Source organism: Duganella fentianensis (assembly GCF_964031615.1).
GTDB classification, from domain to species: Bacteria; Pseudomonadota; Gammaproteobacteria; order Burkholderiales; family Burkholderiaceae_D; genus Rugamonas; species Rugamonas fentianensis_A.
Window position 1 is genome coordinate 153,166 of record NZ_CAXIQN010000003.1, and the last position, 23,797, is coordinate 176,962.

The 23,797-nt window shown below is 61.6% G+C and carries 16 protein-coding genes; 7 read left to right on the forward strand and 9 right to left on the reverse strand.

What is annotated here, in order from left to right; genetic code table 11:
• Positions 1-10 precede the first annotated feature (10 nt).
• Positions 11-1,306 carry an L-rhamnose catabolism isomerase gene (rhaI, locus tag ABNT42_RS01545; protein ID WP_348693084.1) on the reverse strand — a complete coding sequence of 432 codons (1,296 nt, stop codon included), beginning with the start codon at positions 1,304-1,306 and terminating at the stop codon, positions 11-13.
• A gap of 43 nt (positions 1,307-1,349) precedes the next feature.
• Positions 1,350-3,458: a bifunctional rhamnulose-1-phosphate aldolase/short-chain dehydrogenase gene (locus tag ABNT42_RS01550; protein WP_348693087.1), complete on the reverse strand. Its 2,109-nt coding sequence runs from the start codon at positions 3,456-3,458 to the stop codon at positions 1,350-1,352.
• Between ABNT42_RS01550 and ABNT42_RS01555 the strand changes: the two genes are divergently transcribed.
• The 7 genes from ABNT42_RS01555 to ABNT42_RS01585 all read left to right on the forward strand — a co-directional run bounded on the left by ABNT42_RS01555 (position 3,385) and on the right by ABNT42_RS01585 (position 10,672).
• The gene (locus ABNT42_RS01555) at positions 3,385-3,681 is read left to right on the forward strand and encodes a hypothetical protein (protein WP_348693294.1); all 297 of its coding nucleotides are present in this window, start codon (positions 3,385-3,387) and stop codon (positions 3,679-3,681) included. The genes ABNT42_RS01550 and ABNT42_RS01555 overlap by 74 nt on opposite strands.
• Positions 3,682-3,773: 92 nt before the next feature.
• A complete protein-coding gene (locus ABNT42_RS01560) occupies positions 3,774-4,634 on the forward strand; it encodes a DeoR/GlpR family DNA-binding transcription regulator (RefSeq protein ID WP_348693089.1) in 861 nt (286 codons plus the stop codon).
• Positions 4,635-4,636: 2 nt separating this feature from the next.
• Positions 4,637-5,641 (forward strand): rhamnose ABC transporter substrate-binding protein, encoded by a 1,005-nt coding sequence (gene rhaS, locus ABNT42_RS01565; RefSeq protein WP_348693091.1) that lies wholly within the window; start codon positions 4,637-4,639, stop codon positions 5,639-5,641.
• A gap of 77 nt (positions 5,642-5,718) precedes the next feature.
• On the forward strand, positions 5,719-7,263 hold the full coding sequence (locus tag ABNT42_RS01570; RefSeq protein ID WP_348693093.1) for a sugar ABC transporter ATP-binding protein: 1,545 nt from the start codon (positions 5,719-5,721) through the stop codon (positions 7,261-7,263).
• Positions 7,263-8,261, forward strand: coding sequence for an ABC transporter permease (locus ABNT42_RS01575; RefSeq protein ID WP_348693096.1), 999 nt, complete (start codon positions 7,263-7,265; stop codon positions 8,259-8,261). Before ABNT42_RS01570 ends, ABNT42_RS01575 begins: the two co-directional genes overlap by 1 nt.
• Positions 8,258-9,316 (forward strand): ABC transporter permease, encoded by a 1,059-nt coding sequence (locus ABNT42_RS01580; protein WP_348693099.1) that lies wholly within the window; start codon positions 8,258-8,260, stop codon positions 9,314-9,316. Before ABNT42_RS01575 ends, ABNT42_RS01580 begins: the two co-directional genes overlap by 4 nt.
• A 3-nt stretch (positions 9,317-9,319) precedes the next feature.
• Positions 9,320-10,672, forward strand: coding sequence for an FGGY family carbohydrate kinase (locus tag ABNT42_RS01585; protein ID WP_348693102.1), 1,353 nt, complete (start codon positions 9,320-9,322; stop codon positions 10,670-10,672).
• A gap of 111 nt (positions 10,673-10,783) precedes the next feature.
• On the opposite strand, the gene ABNT42_RS01590 is transcribed toward ABNT42_RS01585, so the two are convergent.
• The 7 genes from ABNT42_RS01590 to ABNT42_RS01620 all read right to left on the reverse strand — a co-directional run bounded on the left by ABNT42_RS01590 (position 10,784) and on the right by ABNT42_RS01620 (position 23,780).
• On the reverse strand, positions 10,784-14,662 hold the full coding sequence (locus ABNT42_RS01590) for a beta-galactosidase (RefSeq protein WP_348693105.1): 3,879 nt from the start codon (positions 14,660-14,662) through the stop codon (positions 10,784-10,786).
• Positions 14,663-14,666: 4 nt separating this feature from the next.
• Positions 14,667-17,816, reverse strand: coding sequence for a TonB-dependent receptor (locus tag ABNT42_RS01595; protein ID WP_348693107.1), 3,150 nt, complete (start codon positions 17,814-17,816; stop codon positions 14,667-14,669).
• 239 nt (positions 17,817-18,055) lie between these two features.
• Positions 18,056-19,036: a porin gene (locus ABNT42_RS01600; RefSeq protein WP_348693110.1), complete on the reverse strand. Its 981-nt coding sequence runs from the start codon at positions 19,034-19,036 to the stop codon at positions 18,056-18,058.
• 47 nt (positions 19,037-19,083) lie between these two features.
• Entirely contained in the window at positions 19,084-19,971 is an 888-nt protein-coding gene (yddG, locus tag ABNT42_RS01605; protein ID WP_348693113.1) for an aromatic amino acid DMT transporter YddG, read from the reverse strand.
• Positions 19,968-21,458, reverse strand: a complete 1,491-nt coding sequence (locus ABNT42_RS01610; protein WP_348693116.1) for an aldehyde dehydrogenase — start codon at positions 21,456-21,458, stop codon at positions 19,968-19,970. Before ABNT42_RS01610 ends, yddG begins: the two co-directional genes overlap by 4 nt.
• A complete protein-coding gene (locus ABNT42_RS01615) occupies positions 21,458-22,366 on the reverse strand; it encodes a dihydrodipicolinate synthase family protein (protein ID WP_348693119.1) in 909 nt (302 codons plus the stop codon). Before ABNT42_RS01615 ends, ABNT42_RS01610 begins: the two co-directional genes overlap by 1 nt.
• 58 nt (positions 22,367-22,424) lie before the next feature.
• Positions 22,425-23,780 (reverse strand): MFS transporter, encoded by a 1,356-nt coding sequence (locus ABNT42_RS01620; protein WP_348693122.1) that lies wholly within the window; start codon positions 23,778-23,780, stop codon positions 22,425-22,427.
• Positions 23,781-23,797 lie beyond the last annotated feature (17 nt).

A 23,797-nucleotide genomic window follows, 5' to 3' on the forward strand; every position in this document is an offset into this window, starting at 1 on the left:
CTGATGCCGCTTAGACGATGCCGCTGCCACTGACACCAGCCTTGGCCGGACGCTCGCTGGCCACACGGTCGCGGTAGCCGCTGGCGCGGTAGCAGGCCACCGGATCGGCCGCACCACCGGCGCGCAGGCGTGCCATGGCCAGAATCGGGCTAACGTCGGTGCGGAAGGCGCGCTTGAGCACCTGCGCCGATTGCAGCACATCGTTCTGCTCCTGCAGGCCGGCCAGTTCGGCACGGTCCACCAGCGCCGACTGCACAAACGCGCGCTGTACTTCGGCCGCACTGTTCATCAGGCTTTCGATCGGATCGGTCACATTGTGCGACTGGTCCAGCATGTAGGCAGGCTGGAAGGCCGCGCCATCGCGCAGCGCGGCATCGGCTAGCTCATTGAAGACCAGGAACAGCTGGAACGGATTGATCGAACCGGAATCCAGATCGTCGTCGCCATATTTGCTGTCATTGAAGTGGAAGCCACCGAGCTTGCCGAACTGCGCCAACCGCGCCACGATCATTTCGATGTTGGTGTTAGGCGCATGGTGGCCCAGATCGACCAGACATTTGGCTTTAGGGCCTAGCTGGGTGGCGCAGGCAAAGCTGGTGCCCCAGTCAGCGATGGTGGTGGCATAGAACGCTGGTTCGAACAGTTTATGTTCGATAAACACGTTCCAGTTCTCAGGCAGCGCCGCGTAGATCTCACGCATGCTGTCCAGATAGCGCTCCAGCGCGCCGCGCAGATTGCTCTGGCCAGGGAAGTTGGCGCCATCCCCCACCCACACCGTCAGCGCTTGCGAACCGAGCGCCTTGCCCAGTTCGATGCACTCGATGTTGTGCGCGATCGCCTGATCGCGCGCCGCGGCACTGGTGGCCGTCAGGCTGCCATATTTGTAGCTATGCTGCTGGTTAGCCTGATCCTGGAAGGTATTCGAGTTGACAGCATCGAAGCCCAGGCCCAGTGCTGCCGCCGTTTGCGCCAGTTCGCGCGCATCGTCCGGCTTATCCCACGGGAAGTGCAGCGACACGGTCGGCGTGGCGCGGGTCAGCTGGTGGATCACGGCGCAATCGTCGAGCTTCTCGAACACATTGCGCGGCTCGCCACGGCCGGGGAAGCGCGCAAAGCGCGTGCCGCCCGTACCCACGCCCCAGCTAGGAACGGCCACGGCAAAGCTTTGCGCCTGCGCCGTGATTTTTTCAATATCGATGCCGCGACGCGCCAGCATACCGCCCAGCGCCTCGTAATCGGCCTGCAGACTGGCGCCCAGTTTATCGTTGTGCTGCGCGACCAGTTGCGCGTCGATCACTTGTTTCATACTTGTCTCCTTGAGTCCTGTTATCGTAGTGTAGCTTAGCCGCTTAGCGAGTAAAGGCGGCGGCATTGCCCGCGTCCACATTCAGGACATTGCCAGTGCTCTTGCCGGCTTTATCGCTAGCGAAGAAGTACACGGCTTCCGCAATATCTTCCGGCAGCACGCTCAGTTTCAGCATGCTGCGTTTGCGGTAGAACTCTTCGATATCATCGGTTTCGATCTTATTGGAAGCAGCACGCTCCTCTTTCCACTTGCCGTCCCAGATGCGCGAACCGCGGATCACGGCATCCGGATTGACCACATTGACGCGGATACCGTGTTCGGCGCCTTCCAGCGCGATGCAGCGGGCCAAATGGATTTCTGCCGCCTTGGCGGTGCAATAGGCCGACGCGCCAGCCGACGCCACCAGACCGTTTTTGCTGCCGACGAAGACCATGCTACCGCCCAGACGCTGCTGCTTCATCATCTGGAAGGCACTGCGGCTGACCAGGAAGTAACCGGTGACCAGAATATCCTGATTGCGCTTCCAGATTTCCAGCGTGGTTTCATCGAGCGGCGCCGCCGAGGCGATACCCGCGTTGGACACCAGCAGATCAACCCCGCCAAAGCGCAGCGCGGTAGCGGCCAGCACTTGCGCCACATCGTCTTCGCTGGTGATATTGCCGCGTACAGTGGCCAGATTATCCTTGCCAGCCACCTTGGCCAGTGCCTGTTCGGCGGCCTCCAGCGCATTGCTATCGATATCGGTCAGCATCACGCAAGCGCCTTCCTGCAGCAACTGGCGTGCTACCGCCTGACCAATACCGCCGGCGCCGCCCGTGACCAGCGCGATGCGTCCAGCCAGACTCTTAGGCTTGGGCATGCGCTGCAGTTTGGCTTCTTCCAGCAACCAGTATTCGATATCGAAGGCTTCCTGCTCCGGCAGGCCGACATAGTGATCGACGCCATTGGCACCGCGCATCACATTGATGGCGTTGACATAGAACTCGCCGGCAATGCGCGCGGTCGCCTTGTCTTTGGCGAAGGACAGCATGCCCACGCCCGGTATCAGATAGATGATCGGATTAGCGTCGCGCACTTTCGGGCTATTGGCGCGCTTGCAGCGCTCGTAATACGCAGTGTAGTCAGCGCGATAGTCGCTCAGGGCCTGATCGAGACCGGCCAGCAGGCGCTCGAAGTCTGGTGCGGCGGGATCGAAATCGAGTACCAGCGGACGGATTTTGGTGCGCAGGAAGTGGTCAGGGCAGGAGGTGCCCAGTGCAGCCAGTGCTTTGAGATCGGCGCTGCAGACGAATTCCAGCACAGCCTCGCTGTCATCGAAGTGGCCGAGCTTGTATTCGCTCTGGCTGATCTTGCCGCGCAGCAGAGGCATCAGGCGGGCCACCAGCGCCGCGCGCTGATCGGCCGGCAGCGCCGTGGCAGCCTGACCGCCAAACACCGGCTGCTTAATGTTCTTGGCCAGCCAGTCTTCCGCACGGCGGATCACGGCCAGCGTGGTTTCATAGCATTCCTGCGCCGTATCGCCCCAGGTGAACAGGCCGTGGCCTTCCAGAATCAGACCTTTGAGCTGCGGATAGTCGCGCGCCATAGCTTCCAGTTTCAGCCCCAGATCGTAGCCGGGACGCTGCCATGGCAGCCAGCCCAGTTCCCCTTCGAAGATGGAAGCCGTCAGCGCCTTGCTGTTCTGGCAGGCGGCGATGGCAATACAGGAATCCGGATGCATGTGATCGACATGCTTGCGGTTGATGTAGGCGTGCAGCGGAGTATCGATACTGGCCGCGCGCGGATTGAGGTTGAAGGTGCAATGGGGCAGATAGGCCACCATTTCATCTTCGTGTTCGAGGCCGCGATAGCGCTGTTTGAGCGCTTGCAGCTTGTCCATATACAGAGTGGAAAAACCGTCCAGCTTGATCGAGCCAAGATCGCCGCCCGAACCTTTCACCCACAGTACTTCGACCGTCTGGCCCGACAGCGGGTCAGGCATCGCCACCTTGGCCGAGGTATTGCCGCCACCAAAATTGGTGATGCGCAGGTCGGAACCGAGCAGGTTGGAACGGTAGAGCAGCAGCTCGGGCTCACTCATGCCTGCTGCCACATTATTGTCCCAGCGCGAAGTGATTGGTTCTCGCTGGCTCGTTGCGCTATTTGCACCCATTAATTTCTCCAAGTTGATAGTTTTTTTCCTGCAGCCGCATCTTGTGGCGACACCGGCAGACAGTAGAAATCAGGGGGGTGATCCATGTCAACAGAGTAACAATCAACTTGATGATCAAGTCCGAATCAATCAAATAATTGATCGGTTTGCGCGTTTATGCGGCGCAGCACAACGAAACAATCAATTATTTGATCATTACTTGATTGACCAGATTGCAATATGAAATTACTCTGCTTGTACGCATCGCGATTCCGACCACTTGAAGGCGGGACGACGAGAGCTATGCCGCACAAAGACGGCTTTCATGGAGACAACATGGTTAATCACAAACGCCGCAAGCTTTTGTTGAAACTGCTTGCCGAACATCAGAGCGCCACGGTCCAGCAACTGGTCGAGTGGCTCAATGCTTCCCCGGCCACGGTCCGGCGCGATATCAGCTGGCTAGCATCGCGCAATCTGCTGGTACGTACGCGCGGCGGGGCCGAGAATCTGGCACCGAAAACCCGCCAGTTCCCCCTCAAAAGCGAAACCTTCCAGCACAATATCCAGTGCTATGCCAATCATAAGCGCGCGATTGCGCGCTACGCGGCCGGCATGTGCAGCGATGGCGAAACCATCATCATCAACGGTGGCACCACCACCTTCATGATGGCGGAATTCCTCACCGACAAGCAGCTGAAAATCCTCACCAATTCCTTCCTGATGGCAGAACGCTTGCTGGTGACGAGCCAGAATGAAATTATCGTTCCCGGAGGAAAGGTTTATCGGGAGCAAAACGTTATCCTGACCCCGTTCGATAACGACATCACCCAGCACCACTATGCGGGCAAGATGTTCATGAGCGTGTATGGGCTGTCGCTGCTGGGGCTGATGGAAGCCGATCCGCTGCTGATCCAGGCTGAAAAGCGCTTGATCAGTCAGGCCGAAAAACTGATCGTGCTGGCCGACAGTTCCAAATTTGCCCGCAAAGCGGGGCTGATCCTGTGCGGACTCGATCGCGTGTCCTGCGTGATCACCGATACCAATGCTACCGATAACGCCGTACAACTGCTGGAGCAGCACGGCGTGGAAGTGATCACCGTGCCCGCCGACGATACGGCCCCTAGCCCCGCCCTGGCGCGCTACCACGCCCACTATGATTTGCAGTCCGCCGCCCTGATGGAGATTTCACATTGAACATGAAGCATGTATTGTTGGTACTGGCATCCGTCGCTGCGCTGGCTGCCTGTGGTGAGAAAAAAGCACCTGAGGCGGGCGGCAAGACGCGCATCGCCATGGTGGTTAAAAGTCTGGGCAACGGTTTCTTTGATGCGGCCCATACGGGCGCCGAAGAAGCGGCGCGTGAACTGGGCGGCGTCGAAATCATCTATACCGGCCCCACCACGCCAAGTGCCGAAGGCCAGATCGAAATCATCAATTCGCTGATCAGCCAGAAAGTCGATGCCATCGTGATTTCGGCCAACGATCCGAATGCGCTGGTACCAATCACCAAGAAAGCTATGCAGCGCGGCATCAGCGTGATCTCGTTCGATAGCGGTGTGGCTGCCGGCGGGCGCCAGATGCAGCTGAATCCCTCGAATGCCCAGCTGATCGGCGAAAAGCAGATCCAGATGGCCGCCGCTGCCATGCAAGGCGCCGGTGAACTGGCCATCCTGTCTGCTTCGGCGCAGGCCAGCAACCAGAATATCTGGATCGGCGAAATGAAAAAGGTGCTGGAGCAGCCAGCCTACGCCAAACTCAAGCTGGTGGCCACCGTGTATGGTGACGACCAGTCCGACAAGAGCTACCGCGAAGCCATCGGCCTGCTGCGCAGCCATCCTGGCCTGAAAGCCATTATCGCTCCGACCACGGTGGGCATCGTGGCCGCCAGCAAGGCGGTGGCCGACGAGCATCTGGTGGGTAAAGTGTTTGTCACCGGACTGGGGCTGCCGTCGGAAATGGCCGGCCACGTCAAGAGCGGCGCCGTGCGCGAGTTCGCCATCTGGAATCCTATCGATCTCGGTTATGCCGCCACCTATGCGGCGCACCAGTTCGTGACGGGCAAGGCCAAAGCGCAAGCGGGCGCCACGGTGGCCGTGGGCCGTCTGGGTCAGGTCACCATGGATGGCAATGGCGAAGCCGCACTGGGCGCGCCCTTTACCTATAACGCCAGCAACGTCGAGCAGTTCGCCAAGATTTTCTGATCTTCTCTCGCCGCCTGACAGTGCCCTGCCCCGGGCACTGCCGGCCCTCTATTACCCGTTAGCGACACCTGTATCCAGTGAACCAACTGACTAGCCCTCCCCTGCGCCACACCACGGCGCCCGTCCTGCAGCTGGACGGCATCACCAAGCGCTTTAACGGCGTCCATGCGCTGAATGGCGTGCGCCTGAGCCTGCAACCGGGCCAGGTGATGGCCCTGATCGGCGAAAACGGCGCCGGCAAATCCACCCTGGTCAAGACTCTGACCGGCATCCACCGTCCCGATGCGGGCACCATCCTGCTCGATGGCAAAGCGGTCAGCTTTGCCAGCCCACAGCAGGCCATGGCCGCCGGCATCACTGCCGTGCATCAGGAAACCGTAATGTTCGACGAGCTGTCGGTAGCGGAAAACATTTATGTAGGCCGGCATCCGACCCGCGGTGCCAGCGGCCGCATCGACTGGGCCGGCATCGAGGCAGCGGCCGAGCAACTGTTCGCGCGGCTCGAAGTAGATTTGCCGGTACGGGCACGCGTACGCGACCTGTCGGTGGCGCAGCGCCACTTTGTGGAAATTGCCCGCGCGCTGTCGCAGGATGCGCGCGTGGTGATCATGGACGAGCCGACAGCCGCCCTGTCGCAGCGCGAAATCCGCGAGCTGTATCGCATCATCGCGCAATTGCGCGCAGCCGGTACGGCAGTGATCTTCATTTCGCACAAGTTCGATGAAATCTTCGAAGTGGCCGACAGTTATACCGTGCTGCGCGACGGCCAGTACGTGGCCGATGGCCAGCTGGCCGATATCACCGAAGCCGAACTGGTCGCGCTGATGGTGGGACGCAGCGTGCACAACGCCTATCCCAAGGCGAATGTGACGATCGGGGCACCACTGCTGGAAGTGCAGGGACTGAGCCACCCGAGCGAATTCGATAACGTCAGCTTTACCCTGCGCCGTGGCGAAATCCTCGGCTTTTACGGGCTGGTGGGCGCTGGCCGTTCAGAGGTGATGCAGGCCCTGTTCGGCCTGACGGCGAACGTGCGCGGTACGGTGCAACTGGCGGGCCAGCCGGCCCGCTTCCGCACCCCGAACGAAGCGATTGCACGCGGGCTGGCCTATGTACCGGAAGACCGCCAGCAGCATGGCGCGCATCTGAGCTTGCCTATCCTGCAGAACATCACGCTGCCGATTCTGTCGCAATTCGGTTTCCTGCTGCGTCCACGCGCTGAAGCGCGGCTGGCGGGCCGTCTGGCCCAGCAACTGGAACTGAAGGCTGGTTATCTGACCCAGCACGTGGCAGAACTATCGGGCGGCAACCAGCAGAAAGTAGTGCTGGGCAAGTGGCTGGCGACCCAGCCGCAGGTGATCATCCTTGATGAACCGACCAAGGGCATCGACATCGGCTCCAAGGCCGCCGTACACCGCTTTATCAGCGAACTGGTGGCCGATGGTCTGTCCGTGATTCTGGTGTCGTCGGAACTGCCGGAAGTGCTGGGTCTGGCCGACCGCATAGTGGTAATGCGTCAGGGCCGTGTGGTCAGTGAATTCAGCCGTGCGCAGGCCACGCCCGAAAGTGTGGTGGCTGCCGCCTCCGGTGTGGCGCTGGCAAATGTTGCGGAGCTTGCATAATGTCTTTATTAAATCGTCTGAAACAGCGCGAGCCTCTGCTCGCCGTAATGGTGGTGGCGCTGGTGCTGCTGGTGGGCTTGCGGGCGCCCGTGTTCCTGAGCCCGCGTTCGCTGGCCAACCTGCTCACCGATAGCACCTTGCTGGTGATGCTGGCCCTGACCCAGATGCTGGTGATCGTCACGCGCGGCATCGACCTGTCGGTAGCGTCGATACTGGCCCTGGCCGGTATGGTGGCGGCCATGCTGGCAGCCGCGTTTCCAGCGCTGCCACTACTCGTGATCATGCTGGCAGCCAGCGTGACGGGGCTGGTGCTGGGTCTGCTCAATGGCTGGCTGATCGGCTATCTGGCCTTGCCGCCTATCGTCGTCACACTCGGCACCATGAGCGTGTATCGCGGACTGGTGTTTGTGCTGTCGGGCGGCGCCTGGGTATCGGCGCACCAGATGCCCAAGGAGTTTATTGCCTTCCCGCTGCAGACCCTGCTGGGCCTGCCGCATCTGGTCTGGATCTGCCTGCTCGTGCTGCTGGCCATGGCCTATGTGGCGGGCCATACGCGCTTTGGCCGTGACCTGTTCGCCATCGGCAATGCGCCGCACTGCGCCGCCTATATCGGCATTCCAAGCGCACGCCGGCTGTTCTGGACTTATGGCCTGTCCGGTCTGGTGGCCGGTCTGTGCGGTTATCTGTGGGTGGCGCGCTATGCGGTCGCCTACACGGAAATTGCCTACGGCTTTGAATTTACCGTGATTGCCGCCTGCGTGATTGGCGGCATCAGCATCGCCGGCGGCGTCGGCTCCGTGCTGGGCGCCACGCTCGGTGCGCTGTTCCTGTCGGTAATCGGCAATGCGCTGCCTGTGCTGCAAGTCTCGCCGTTCTGGCAGAGCGCCCTGACCGGCAGCGTGATCCTGATCGCCGTGCTGCTCAATGCCCGCGGTAACCGTCAGCGCAGCCGCCAGATTCTGCCGCTACATCATATTTCTACAAGGAGCGCCGCGTGAACGCGACCACTATCGTCCAGACTCCGGCCGACACTTCGGCCGACAATCCGGCAGACACTAAGGCAGGCGTCACGTCCCGCTACACCATTCTCGAGCGCGCACCGTTCTCGCTGCGCCAGCTGGCCTTGCGCTGGGAAAGCCTGTTGGCTTTGCTGCTGCTGGCCGTGATGCTGGTGGGCGGCCTGAGTTTGCCGCACTTCCTCGATCCCTACAATCTGCTCGACGGCACCGCCAACTTCAGCGAAAAAGCCCTGATCGCACTGCCCATGGCGCTGCTGATCATCTGCCGCGAGATCGATATTTCGGTGGCCGGCACGCTGGCGCTGAGTTCGGTAGCGATGGGGCTAGCCCACCACGCCGGCTGGCCAGCGGGCTACTTGCCGCTGGTGGCAATTGGTACGGGCCTGCTGTGCGGCTGGCTCAATGGCTATCTGGTCACGCACTTCATGCTGCCTTCGATCGTCGTTACCATCGGCACGGTGTCGCTGTATCGCGGTCTGGCCAGTGTGGTGCTCGGTGATCAGGCCTACACCAACTATCCGCAACTGATGGCGGACTGGGGTCAGGGCCAGTTGTTCGATTGCGTGCCGCGCAGTTTTGTCATCCTGCTGGGCGCTGCGCTGCTGTTTGCGTTTGTGCTGCACGCCACCACCATCGGCCGGCGCCTGTTTGCGATCGGTACCAACCCAGCGGCAGCACGCTTTTCCGGCATCGCCGTGGATCGCTACCGCCTCGGCCTGTTCATGCTGACTGGCGCCATGGCCGGACTGGCAGCCTTCCTGCTGACGGGCCGTATCGGCAGCACGCGGCCAAATATCGCTACCGGCTGGGAACTGGAAATCATCACCATGGTGATACTGGGCGGTGTCAGCATCGCGGGCGGCGCGGGCACCATAGCCGGCGTGCTGCTGGCCGTGCTGACCATGGGCGCTGTTACCTACGGTCTGGCGCTGGCGAATATTCCCGGCATCTACATGACCATCGTGGTGGGCGTGCTGCTGCTGGCGACGATTGCGCTGTCGCGTCTGTTGCGCGGCCAACCTACACGTCACTAAGCCATGGATGCACTGATAGTTCTCGATATCGGCAAGACCAATGTCAAACTGGCGCTGGTCGATGCCAAAGGCCAGTTGCTGGACGAGCAGCGCCGCGCCAATGCCATCGTGGCGGACGCGCCCTACCCGCATCATGATACAGACGGTATCTGGCACTGGATGCTGGCCACCTGCCGCGTGTTTGCCCGGCAGGCCAGAGTATCGGCCATCGTCCCCGTTACCCACGGCGCCACCGCAGCGCTGGTGGATGATGCAGGGCTGGTACTGCCCGTACTGGATTATGAAGCCGAACTGGGGCCGGACGATTACGCGAGCCTGCGTCCGCCGTATGCGGAAACCTATTCGCCAGCCCTGCCGGCTGGCCTGAATCTCGGCCGCCAGCTCGCATGGCTGCAGCAGCACCATGCAGCGGATTTTGCGCGCGCGCATCACATCCTCATGTATCCGCAGTACTGGGCCTGGCGCTTGTGCGGGCAGGCAGCCGGCGAAGCCACTTCGCTGGGCTGCCATACGGATTTGTGGGATCCGCAGCGACAGGATTATTCGTCGCTGGTCACGCGTATGGGCTGGCACGACAAGCTGCCGCCGCTGGCGCGCGCCGGCGCTGCACTGGGTCCCTTGCTGCCCGAAGTGGCAGCGGCGACCGGCCTGCCGGCCGATTGTCAGGTGCTGTGCGGCATCCACGACAGCAATGCTTCGCTGATCCGCTATCTGGGCGGCGCGCAGGCACCGGCTGCCCGTACCGTGCTGTCCACGGGTACGTGGACCATCGTGGCAGCCTTCGGTATTGCGCTCGACCATCTGAATGAAGCGGCCGACATGCTGGCCAACACCAATGCGCTGGGCCAGCCCGTGGCCTGCATGCGCTTTATGGGCGGACGCGAGTTTGCCGCACTGGCCGGCAACGCACCGGAAACCTGCAGCGCGCAGGAACTGCTGCAAGTGCTGGCGCAAGGCAGTATGGCACTGCCATGCTTTGCCGCTGGTGGCGGGCCGTTTGCCCAGCGTCAGGGTAGCCTAGTGGGGCCAGCGCCAGGCAATGCGCGCGAGCGTTATGCCATCGCGACCCTGTACAGTGTGCTGATGACGGATTACTGCCTCGATGCGCTCGGCGCACGTGGTCCCTTGACGGTGGAAGGCAGCTTCACGGCCAATCCGTGGTTCGGTCCCCTGCTGGCCAGTTTGCGCCCGCAGCAGGCCATCAGCTATTCGGATGATGCCAGCGGCACGACAGTGGGGGGCTGGTTGTTACGCTACCCTGACGCTAGTGCGCCCGGCAACATCGTCGCCCAGACGGCCAGCGATCTGGCCGGACTGGCTGCCTATCGCGCGAACTGGCGCGCAGCCCTGCTCTAAACTTCGGCGAGGCGAACTGGCAGCGCCAACGCCAGTTCGCCAGCATTTCAGCATTCCAGCATTTCATTATCCAGCAACGGCGGCGCCAGCCTGGCGCCGCTTATTCCCTGCTTATTCCATCAATTCCAGAGGCACACCGCCGCGCGCAGCACGTAGCTTGACCAGCGCCACCGGCTCCAGCGCATTCTCGGGCCGACCATCGCTGGTGACTGCCAGTGCGATGGTGTTTTCGCCGTGCGGATTGAGTATGCCGGGTGGGATCACGAAGGTGCGCTGCGGTCCCACATGGGCGATGAATTGCCCCATATTCCAGCCATTAACGAAGATCAGCACGCGATTTTCGCGTTCCGAGCGCGGCTGCTTAGGGTCGCCAAACGTCAGCCCTAGCTGCACATCATGATCGGCCGGCAGATCGAGCCGGAACTGTGTGCGCAGCCAGTAGGTACCCGCTGCCGGTGGCGTGACGCCGATGCTGGCCGGCTGCCAGCCGGTGGTAGGGGTAGCCGGCAGATGCCAGGCCATACGCTCGCCATACAGGCCGCCGTTATTCATCGGCCCGCGCAGACGATCAATTAGTTCCTCGCCACCTTGCCGGCCCTGCAGACGCCAGCTGATCGGCACGGCAAAGCGCGCACCGCCACGCCGCGTGAGCGATGCGGAAATCAGCCCGCGCGCTTCACGGTGATAGTCATCGGCCATCAGATTCCAGTTATGCGAGTTATTGCGCACCATCACGGCAATCACATGCTCGCCCGGCGTCAGTTGGCCCAGCGCCAGCCGCACACTGTCGGTGGTCTCGGGGAAGGAGCGACCCGTATCGAGTTCATGCTGGCCGATAAAGCGGCCATCCAGCCAGACCTGTATCAGTCCCGCACCGCCCGCGCCATAGAATAATTCCAGCTGATTGGGCAGCAGTTTATCTGCCGTGAAGCGGCCGCGATACCAGACATCGCCATGATGGTAACCGTAGTCGCTCATCGCCAGCGTCGGCTGCCCACGTTCGGGCATGGTCCAGGTTTGCGCTGCCGAAGGGCGCTGATCGGCCTGCAGCCATAGGCTATCATCGAAGCTAGGCATAGCTTCCGGACTGTCGGTATGCAGTTGCCACGGCAGTTGCGCCAGATCCGGCAGGCGGATGCTGGCGGGTCCGGCGATGGCGGCGCCAGTGCGCCAGCTACCATCGGGCTGCTGTGTCAGTGCCAGCGCTCGCCCGTTCAGGCTGGCGGTGCGGAAGGCAGGCGCCCACAGTTCGAGCGAACTATCCTGCTCGGCATCGCCCTGCAAGACCAGCTGGCCATCGACCAGTTTGGCCGAGCGCACCAGTGCCGGCGTCCACGCAAGCACGGCGCCGGCACTGGTCTGTTGACGCCAGAATTGCAGGCTCGCGGCTTCATCGGCCAGCAGCAGCAACAGCGGCGCTCTGCCACCACCGCTAATCCTCACACGCGCCAGTCCCGTATGCACATAGTTCAGTTGCAGATCGCCACGCGCGGCATCCCAGTGTGCTGTCACTTGTCCGGCCAGCACTTCCACTTTCGGTTCGCTGGTGTAGCGCAGCACGGTTTCGCCGGCCAGTTGCGTGCGGCCATGCAGCAGCGCGATATCACGCTCACCCTGACGCAGATGGGTTTGCAGCTCGGAAGTCGAATAGACCAGACGCTGCCGCTCCATATCGTAAGAGGCTAGCAACATGCGCGCATCCTGCCCGCGTATCTGCCCCGTGAGCGTGTAAGCACCGTCACGTGTTACCAGCGGAATGCGGTAAGTTTGCTCGCCCTGCCCGTCGGCAGGATTGTGAGCAGCAAACAGGATATGCGTGCCGAGGCGGCGGTTGATGTTGTGGTAGAGCCGCAGCGGGCCTGCAGGCTGTGCCAGTTCCGGTCCCTTGTCCATTTCCGCCAGCACCTGTTCGGCGGCCTGCACCAGCATGCCCTGCTGCTTGAGCCCATAGGCTTTGGGGCGCAGGCTGCGGTCCTCGGCGATGGCAGCGCCGTAATCATACGAGGTGTACACCACCGGTCCGGCCAGCCAGCCCCACGAGGTGCCGCCAAAAGTCATGTAGATGTTGTGGATGGTGATGCGGTTGATCAAATTCGTGCCATAAAACACCCGCTGATAGCCCTTGCCTTGCCGCTCGGCCGAACAGGCATAGGTGCCATTCGAGCCCCAGTAATCAAACCAGCCGCCGCCCAGTTCTGCCGCGAAGCCCGGCGTGGCGGGCGATGTGAGCGCGCCGGCGCGCGCGCCCGGTTTGGCGTACATGCCCCAGTCCGGCGCCGGGTTGGCACCAGCCGGATCGGCATGGACATTGCAACTGCCCCCCGGATAGCCATCGAAGGCATACAGATCGGTCGGGCCGGGGTTACTCCACGGCGCGCTCGAGGCCGGCGGTGCCCAGTCGGGCAGACGTCCGGCCGCATTATGGAAGAACGGTACGGTGATACCGTCGGCACGCGCTTTGCGGGCCAGATGCTCCATCTGGCGCACGTGCTTGGGCTCCACCTTGCCCAACTCATTTTCCAGCTGATAGGCAATCACATTGCCGCCACCGTCCGTGAGCTGGTGGCGCGCGATGATGGCATTAATCTGGGTCATCCACTCATCGGCAGCAGCCAGATAAGCAGGATCATCGGTGCGTGCCTCGCCCCGGTTGCGCAACATCCAGCCCGGATAGCCGCCGCCGGTCAGCTCGGCATTCACATACGGTCCCGTGCGGGCAATGATGTACATGCCCTCCTCTTCGGCAATCTGTAGCGCCCGTTCGACATTGCGCACGCCAGAAAAATCGTAGACACCCGGGGCCGGCGAGTGGTAGCCCCAGTCAAAATAGAACGCTACGGCATTGAAGCCGAGCGCCTTCATCTTCTGGATCACGTCGCGCCAGAGCGCAGGATTAGGCAGCCGGAACGGATGAATTTCGCCGGACCAGACCATGATGCGCCGACCGTCGACCTTGAGCGAATACTGATCCCAGCTGATCTGGTGCGCCGCTTTGCGCGGAGTGGCCGCGCGCAGCGCAGTTGCGGCGACGCTGCTGGCATGCAAGGACGTGGCCATGGCCGCAGTGCCGCTGACGCGGCGCCATGCGCTCCAGTGCTGGCCACCGTCGCTAGTGTCGGCATACCATGCGCGCTGACCACCGTCGCTGCTGGCATACAGGCGCAGACCATTGGCGTGGGGAATCAGCGAGCCTGGCTGCATGGCGCCAGCCGCAGCGTTGCCAGTGAAAGGCGGCCATGCCGAGCGCGCATCGATCTGCCACGGTCCCAGCACTTGTTCGGCGCGCGCCAGTACCAGCTGGCCATTGCGCACATCTTGCGCCACCGCCAGAAAGCCCTTGCCGTGCGCCGCCACCACCGTGCCGGTATAGCCGGCCTCGAGGCCACGCATGGGCACGGCTGCCGGCCAGTGCTTGAGGCTGGCGTCGGGTGTCAGTACATGGGCGCCATACTGGCCAGCGCCATCGGCGAGCGTGATGACCAGCTGTAGCTGGCCATCGGCGCCCTGCACCCAGCCAGGCGACAGTGCGGCGGCCGCGATGGGCGCCGGCTTGGCCACAGCGGCCGCCCCACTGGGCGCGCTAGCCTGCGGGCGCAGCTTGCGCTCGAAGGTCCAGTGGCGTGCATCGGCCGAACTGGCCAGACCTAGACTGCCATCGCTGCTGACGTAGGCCAGCTGATAGCGGCCATCGGCGCGTACGGTCAGGCTGGGCGACGCCAGCTTGCCGTCCGGCGCCTGCCAGGTCTCTGACGCATACGACGTAAAGTTGGCGCCGTCGGACGACGCCAGCACGCTCAGAGCCTGGGCAGCGCCGTTACTGACCGTAGGCAGCAGCACCATCGCCGCGGGCGCGGCCGAGTTGGCCGAATTGGCCGCCCCGACGGCGCCGGTGCTAGCGCTGCGCTGGCCCGATCCCTGCGGTATGCCCAGTTCCTGGGCTGGCGCCACCTGCAGGGTGAACAGCGCCAGCGCGGCCGCTATCGCGCGCACGGGATCACAGCTTGAACGAAGCGGTGAGGAAGTAACGGCGTCCGGACCAGGCCAGTTCGTTCAGGCGGAAGCTGTCGCCAGCATCGGTGCGCTTGACTTCATCGGTCAGGTTCTTGCCTTCCAGTGCGAAGGTGACGTGGTCGTTATAGCGCCACTGGATCTTGGCATCGAGGAAGCCAGTCTTGGCCTCGAACACGGGATTACCCGAAACGTCGTTGGTACCGGTGAAGAAGCGGTCGCGATAGCCATAAGCCAGACGGGCATTGATCGGACCACGGTCGTACCACAGCGACAGGTTGTAGGCATTTTTCGACATGCCCGGATACGGCAGCACGGTATTGTCGAGCACGTTCAGGCGTTCGGTGCCAGGTGCATATTTGTAGCTCATGCGGGTGTAGTTGGCATCGATACCGAAGCCGCCCAGCCAGCCCGGCAGGAAGGTCAGCGCCGTGCGGCCGGCCAGTTCGATACCCTTGGTGGTAGCGCCCTGACCATTGACGGCCTGGGTGACATCGAACAATTTACCATCGTGGAACAGGTCTACGCCCTTGGTCAGTACCTTCTCCATGACATAGCTGGAGATATCCTTTTTAAACAGGGCCAGCGACAGCTGGCTGTCAGCGCCCGGATAGTACTCGAAGCTCAGGTCGGTATTGGTCGAGCGGTAAGGCTTGAGGTCGGGATTACCGGCCGAGCAGTCATCAGTGCCGTCACCGCCGAACTGCGGATTGCCGCTGTTGACGATACAGGTGGCATTTGGTACCAGCAGGTCCATGCGCGGACGTGCCATGGCCTTGGCCAGACCGAAGCGTGTCACCAGCTTGTTATCGATCAGCCAGAGTGCGGCATTAAAGCTCGGCAGCACGTCGTGGTAGGTGTTGTCCACCGTGGCCAGATTGTTGCTGATAACGATGTCGGTGAAACTGGACGAGCCCGGTGCATTGGCGGTACGTACCGAGTAGCGCGCCAGACCGGTCGAGCTGTCGCGGGTACGGGTATAACGCACGCCGAAGTTGCCATCGAGTTCGTAGCCGAACAGATCGGTTGCATAATCGGCGCGCAGATAGGTGGCGGCAATACGTTCGCTCACGGCAAACGCAGGAATCTGCGGATACATCTTGCCATCGCTGCCCGGGGCCTGACGCAGGTAGGTGTGATTGAAATTCGACACATCGAAGAATGGCAGCGCATTAGCATACACGGGCGCCATCCAGCTGGTCGGCAGGCCGGATACCTTGTCGTAACCGCTGAAGAAGGTACCAGGCGAGCGGCCGGCCACGGCCGTAACCAGTTGCGCCATCTGCGCCGCATTCACATAGCTGGTGCGGAAGTTCGAGTTAATAAACGATTGCGTATCGTTGGCGCGCTGGGCAGTGCCGGTGTACAGCTTATCGTAAATCGCGGTCTGGTTGATGTTGGCGCCCAGCACATTGATGTCGTCGGCCGTCGACGTCAGATTGGTGCCGTTGCTGGCCAGATAGCCGCCACCGTTGTATTGCTCGGACGAGGCTTTGCGCGCCTGCACGCCGAACCACAGTTTCTTGATGAAGCCCGACTCAAGCCGGTATTTGAAATCCAGCTTGCCTTGATTTTCCCGGTTATCCGTTTCGCTCGGACGGTATTGCAGCTGTGCCTGCACGTAGGATGCGGGATTATCAGGGCTATAGCCACTCGGGAAGGTGAACTGCGGAATGCTCTGGGCATTCAGCGCCACTTTCAGACCCGGCGCATTCTGCGTCAGCACGATACTGTTGCTATCGCTGCTGTAGGCCGAATTCGAGGTACCCAGCAAGCCTTCCGCTTCCAGGCGGCCGCTCTTGTAGCTGAAGCCCGAAGTGATATAGCGCGAATCGATATCCAGCTGGAAATCGCGCGCCGAGGTAGTGAATGCCCCCTGACCACCTGCCCCGGTGGCAAACAGGCAGCTACCGACCACGTACTCCGTCACGTGGTGATTGCTCACCACCATACCCGGTGTCGCACTGGTGGGAGTCGTGCAGCGACCCGCCGTGGTCGGCACGCCGGTGGCCGCGTTATACACGGGCGCGCTGCCGGTGTTGGCCAGCCGCGAAGCACTGGCAAAATCGGTGCCGAAGTTACGGTCATTGAGGCGTTGACGCTGGGTGTTGGCCTGATAGCTGACCCAGGCGTTGAACTCTTTGCTGAACGCATATTGCGCCGTCAGTTCGCCCGAGGAGCGCTTGTGGTCGCGGGTCCAGATGCCGTAGCGCGCGATGCCCGGCGAATAATCGTACCACTGGCTGCGGCAGGCGGTTTGCTGGGCGGCCGTCAGGGTGCTGGCCGAGCAACCGGCAGCCGTGCCGATGGCGGCGACGGCCGGATCGGTACTGGTGACGGTTTTTTCCGGCGACTGATCCCAGTCCTGCAGGAAGCGCCAAGACGTGTTACGTGCATAGTCATTCCGGGTCAGCACGTTATCGTAGGTCAGATTGGCCATCAGACCGAGTTTGCCGTCGAGGAATTTGTCGGCCATGTACAGATTGCCGCGTGGCTGGATGCCACCGCGCGAACTGGAATTTTCGGCCGACAGACTAGTGCCGATGGTGCGCTCTTTGAAATCCAGCGGTTTGCGCGTGGTGATGACGACGCTGCCGCCTACCCCGCCCTCGGTCATATTGGCCGTGATACCTTTATAGACATCAATCGAGCCGATCAGCTCGGAAGCCAGTTCGCGCAGCTCGGCGCCGCGTCCGGCACCACCATTGGTGCCCAGCACCGACATACCGTTGATTTCGATGCGGTTCAGGTCGGGTTCGACGCCGCGAATCGAGACTTGCGAGCCTTCGCCGAATTCGCGCGACAGCTGCACACCGGTGATGCGCGACAGCGCTTCACCCACGTTTTTATCGGGGAACTGGCCGATGTCTTCGGCCACCAGCGAATCAGATACCGTACCGGCCGTCTGCTTGCGCAGAATCGCCGATGCCACCGAACGGCGCGTACCAGCGACTTCCACAATTTGTACCGCACTAGCGTGCTCGTCTTTCGCTTGCACATCCGTTGCTGCCGCGCTAGGCGCCGTGCCAGCTTGCTGGGCCAGTGCAGCATGGGCCGTCATCAGGGCGATTACGGCGGCTACCGCCTGGGCACAACGGGTGGGTTGTAATTGCTTACGCTTATCTACTTGATTCATCTAGCTCGTCTCCATGGGCATTGTTGTTTAGTGTTCTACACTCCCTGAAAAATATTCTAGAGTTGTTGTACGACGACTGGTCACGCACTTATGAAAGAATCATCAAGATGATTGAAACTTGCTAGCAACTGATCAAATAGCTGAGCATTTCGCGCATTTGTGTGGCAAATCGGCATAAATGAGACACACGCATCGATCTCGGCACAAGCGGAACAGGGCTGCCTCGATGGGGCATGGGCTTAAAAGACGTGGCTTAGACCTAAGCCGTACGAATTCATAGCACCTTGCGCGCCTTGCCTTTTCCGTCCTAAGCTCAGATACAAGGTGCTACGCCGCGACAACAGATAATCAGCCCCTAGCCCAACAAACGGGTTGCTATCAGCATTTAGCTGCTGGCGGCTGTATCCGGCTTTCAGCACCGTGGCAGCGCCCAGCCGGTAGGTGGCCGACAGCGTCATGGTACGCGAACGTTGCTGACTGGCCAGCGCACGACTATCGTCGTAGGCGGCCATCAGCGCGGCATCGCCCAGCACGTATTTCCCGGCCAGATAGTTATTTTCGTCGCCCAAGCTATTGCGCTCATACGCTGCCATGCCAGCCCACGATCCCTGCGCATATTCCACGACCGCCGAAATCGGGCGGCATATGGCCCGCGCATCGCGTTCCGGCGTCGTGCTCAGGCGCAGCGTGACGCCGCCGTAGCTGGCCGAATCGAAAAACACCCCGTTATTCAGGCGCCCATACTCGGCCTTGCCATTATTCGCAAACGGGTCACTAGGCGTCAGATAGTGCCAGTGCTGCCACGCTGGCGAGGCAATGCGGTTGTAGTTGGACCACGGATCAAATTTATAGTCATTGGCCCACATTGCCGTCATTGCGCGGCCCACTCTGAGCGTGCCCCACGCGGCCTTGATGCCCAGCGTGGACTCATCGTGCCAGAACGGCTTGTCGGGCGCGCCCTCGCCCTTACCGGTATCCAGTTCCGCCCGTGTACTCAGGCGGAATATGGCTTTGACGCCACCACCCAGTTCTTCATAGCCGGAGAGCGCCAGATTGCTGCGCTGGACGGTGCCCACCTGCGCACTGCCATCGTAGTCCCGCATCATGCCCAGATCGAGCATACCGTTCAGTGTCAGTGCAGTCTGGCACCGGGCAGGCGCTGCCATGGTCAGTGCGCTCAGGGCAGCACTAGCCAGCAGCGCAATTGGATAATTGCGCATGTTTAAAGTCTCCTGTGTTTTTATGCAAGACGCTCTTGGGCGTCTGTTTAATGTTTGTTACGCGTTGCTAGCCAACATAGCGTTGCACCACCTGACACCATGGCAGCGCCCTGCCAGAACGCCAGCGAAAGCGGCGCCTGCAGCAGCCAGGCCGAGAGCGCTGCGGACAGCACGGGTATGAAGTAGGACGCTCCGGCCAGAATGGTGACGTTGCCGTGCAAGATACCGATATTCCACGCGCCGTAGCCGAAGCCCATGGCCGCTGCCGCCAGTAGCAGATAGGCGATGGCGCTGCCGCTAACATGCATGGGTTCGCCACCTAGCAGCAGATATTTCACCCACAGGCTCAGCGATACCAGTATGAAAAACAGCGTCACCCCGTTCTTTCCCGCTGCCATGCGTGCCGTCACCGTGCAATAGGCCGCCCAGATCAGCGCACCGGCCAGCGCCAGCACATAGCTGAGCGGATTGGCCTGCACATTGGCCAGCATGGCGGCCGGATCGAAGCCCTGTGCACCACCCAGTACCCAGCAGATGCCGATAATCGACAGCACAAAGCCGGGCAGTATCAGCCAGTTGCTACGCTGGCGATTGAACAGTATTGCCGCCACGATCGTCAGGGTGGGCCACAGATAATTCACCATGCCCACTTCGATGGCCTGATGCGCCGTATCGGCATAGCCGATCGACAGGGCAAAGCACAATTCGTAGCTGACGAACAGCACACTGCCCCACAGCAGATAGCGGCGCGGCATATCGCCCGGCCGCACCCAGCCCACCGTCAGCAGCAGGAACAGCGAGGCCACGCTATACATCAGCGCGGCGCCGCCGGTAGCGCCGAAATGACTGCTGACGCTACGGATCAGCGCGACAAGCGAGCTCCACAGAACTACCGCCACCAGCCCGATCAGGGTAGCCCGCTTGCGCTCCATCATGCATCCATCCAGACAGTCTTCAGTTCGGTGTACTGATCATGCGCCCAGACCGACTTGTCGCGTCCGCCAAAGCCGGATTGCTTGTAGCCACCGAACGGGGTGCTGATATCGCCTTCGCCGAAGCAGTTCACCGTCACCACGCCGGCCCGTATTTCACGCGTCAGACGGATGGCGTGGCGCAGATCGTCCGTGTACACGGAAGCCGCCAGTCCGTACACCGTGTCATTGGCCAGCGCAATCGCTTCTTCCAGCGTAGTGAACGTGGTCACCACCAGCAGCGGGCCGAACACTTCCTCCTGGAATAGCCGGCTGTCGCGGCCCACGCCATCGACCACGGTCGGCTCGACATAGATCCCGTCCGCCGTGCCACCACCGGCCAGCAACGGCAGCTGTTCCTCAACGGCCAGCGCCAGATAGCTGCGCACCTTCTCGAAGTGCGCCCGGCTCACCATGGCACCCAGCCGGTTGTCCGGATCAAGCGGATCGCCCATCTTCCATGCGCGCAGATGCACAGCCATGCGATCGAGCAGCGCCTGCTTGACGTCGGCATGTACCAGCAAGCGCGAGGTGGCCGAGCAGTTCTCGCCCATATTCCAGAACGCGCCATTGACGATGTGCTGGGCCACGCTGTCGAGATCGCGCACATCGGCCAGCACCACGGCCGGATTCTTGCCGCCGCACTCGAGCACCACACGCTTCAGATTGGATTCCGCCGCATAGTGCAGGAAGCGCCGCCCCGTCGCAGTAGAGCCGGTAAAGCTGACCATGGCCACATCGGCATGGCGTCCCAGCGGCTCGCCCACTTCGCTACCGCCACCCGGCAGCACATTGAACACGCCGGCCGGTACACCGGCCTGATGCGCCAGTTCAGCCACGCGCAACGCGGTCAGCGTGGTTTCCGTGGCCGGCTTGACGACGATAGAGCAGCCTGCCGCCAGCGACGGGCCTATCTTCCATGCAAGCATCAGCAATGGGAAGTTCCACGGCAGCACCAGTCCGACCACGCCGATGGCTTCGCGCACCACCAGCGCCAGTGCATGGCTGCCCACAGGCGCCGTATGATCGTAGATCTTGTCGATCAGCTCGGCATGCCAGCGGATCGTGTGGATCGCCTCCGGCAAGTCGGTGTTCTGACATTCGCGGATAGGTTTGCCGCTATCCAGACTTTCCATCACGGCCAGCTCGTGAGCGTGCTGCTCCAGCAGGTCGGCAAAGCGCAGCAGAATCTGCTTGCGCTGGTTCGGCGTGAGTCCGCTCCAGCGGCCATCTTCAAACGCTGCCTTGGCGCAGGCCACGGCAACGTCGACATCCGCCGCCGTGCAGGCCGTGATCTGGGCCAGCACGACACCCGTGGCCGGATTGACCGAAGCGAAGCTACCACCGGCCAGTGCAGGACGGAAGCCGCCGTCAATAAAGGCTTCGGTCGGCAAGCAGATACTTGCCGCCAGCGCCGCATACTCGCGCGCGCTTAACAGTGCTGCGGCCATCAGTTCCGGCCTCCGGTAATGGCGGCCACCTCGGCTTTGAGCTGGGTGACCACACCCTGCAGCGTCGCCTGCTCTGCCGGCGTCAGGCTCTGCAGCGGTGCACGCACGCCACCGGGACGCAAGCCCACCAGTGCACAGCCATGCTTGATGGACTGGACGAATTTACCGCCTTCCAGATTATCCATCAGGCCCATCATGGCCGACATGATGCGGCGGCCCTGATCGAAGTCCTTATCCACCACGCAGGCACGGTAGAGCGCAATATGTTCCTTAGGCAGGAAATTCGAACCGGCACAGACCCAGCTCTTGGCACCCCAGGCAAAGAATTCCAGCGCCTGATCATCCCAGCCGCAGGACAGGCTGATGTCCGGATACTCGCGCGCCAGCATGTGCAGCTGACCCGTCTGGCCCGAACTTTCCTTGATCGCGACAAAATTCTTCGAACGCTGGGTGACGATGTCGAAGAACTCGCGCCCCATCGACTGGTTCATACGGCCCGGATAGTTGTACAGCATCACAGGCAGACCAGCCGCCTGATCGATCGCCAGCGCATGGGCGGCGTTTTCCTGCTCGGTCGGCAGCGCATACGGTGGCGTCCCCACCAGTATGGCGTCAGCCTTGAGCTCGCGTGCCAGCTTGGCATACTCGACCGACTCTTCCGTGCGGATAGCGCCGGTGCCGATGATGAGCTGGCGTCGGCCGCCAATGACCTGACGTGCCAGCGTCGCCAGCTCGCAGCGTTCCTGCGCCGTGTGGGCATAGTATTCGCCCGTCGAACCGGCGATGATGATGCCGTGCACGCCCTGTTCGATCAGGTATTCCAGCACTTCCGTGAATGCTGCGTGGTCGATGCTGCCGTCGGCCTTGAGCGGCGTGATTGCAGGAGTGTAAATGCCTTCGAATTGCATGATGATCTCTCTTGAAAAGGAATAGGATGATGTGGTGAGCGCTCGGTGCTTTAGTGCATTAGCGCTTGAGCGAGGCAGCCTGTTCGAGGCTCATGCCACGCGTTTCCGGCGCCAGCCAGACCGATACCAGCAGGCCGACACAGGACACGCCTGCAGCGACATACATGGTGTTGCCGATACCAAAGTTATGCAGCGCCATAGGAACCAGCCAGGTGCCGATGGCTGAGCCAACCCGCGTCATGGACGAGCCGATACCGACGGCAAACGCGCGGATTTCGGTCGGGAACAGTTCATTCGGATACACCAGTTCCAGCACCTGCGCGCCGCCGATGAACAAGGCATAGGCGCCGAACATCAGCAGTACTAACGCTTCGGCGCTATGCGACAGCGCTCCCAGCCCCAGCAAAGCCAGCGTCGACCACAGGAAGCTGTGGATGATCAGCGGACGGCGACCCATGCTATCGATCAGACGCGTGGCAATCACGCAGCCCAGCACGAACAGCAGCGTAATCAGCACCGAACCATAGGCGGCCCAGTTGCCCTTCAGATTCAGCGCCTGCAGCACGACGGGAGCGAACGAATACACGGCAAACATCGGCACCACGGCAGCGGTCCAGAACACGATCACGAACAGCATGCGCTTGCCATAACCCGAGTGCAGCAGATTGCCCAGCGAGACTTTGGCTTCAGTGCTTTCCGGCGGCATATTCGCCAGCGAGAAGTTAGCGCCATACACTTGCTTGATGATGCGTTCGGCCTCGTCGTAGCGGCCCTTATTAACCAGCCAGCGTGGCGATTCCGGCGTGCCCAGTCGCACCAGCAGCAGCACCAGACCCAGCACTGCGGAACTGGCCAGTACCATGCGCCAGCCCTGCTCGCCGCCATGGGCCAGAATGAAATTGCCGAAGATATAGGACAGCGCCGCACCGACAAACCACAATATGGTCAGGCCGGCCAGACGCGGGCCGCGATTCTTCTGCGGCAGGAACTCGGTCAGCAGCGACCCTGCCACCGGATATTCAAGCCCCACGCCCATGCCGATCAGCAGACGCAGCAGGAATAGCGAGGTGCCCGATTCAACCCAGAAAGTGCCGAGCGAACCGACGATGAACAGTATCGGGCCGACGAAATACAGACGGCGTCGTCCGATCCGGTCAGTCAGCCAGCCGCCCAGGAAGCCGCTGATAAAAGTGCCCAGCATGGCCGCGGCGGCAATCATCCCCTGCCAGAAGGAATCAAGTTTCAGGTAGTCGGAAAACTGGACAATGGCGACCCCGATAATGCTCAGAATATAGCCATCGAGTATCCAGCCGCCGCCCGAGCGGACGGTCATTAGCTGGTGAAATTTATTGAGCGGCACATCCTCGATCGATATGCGCGATGGGCGTGCTGCGGCAGCAGTGCTGTGGTTCATGGCAGATTGTCTCCTTA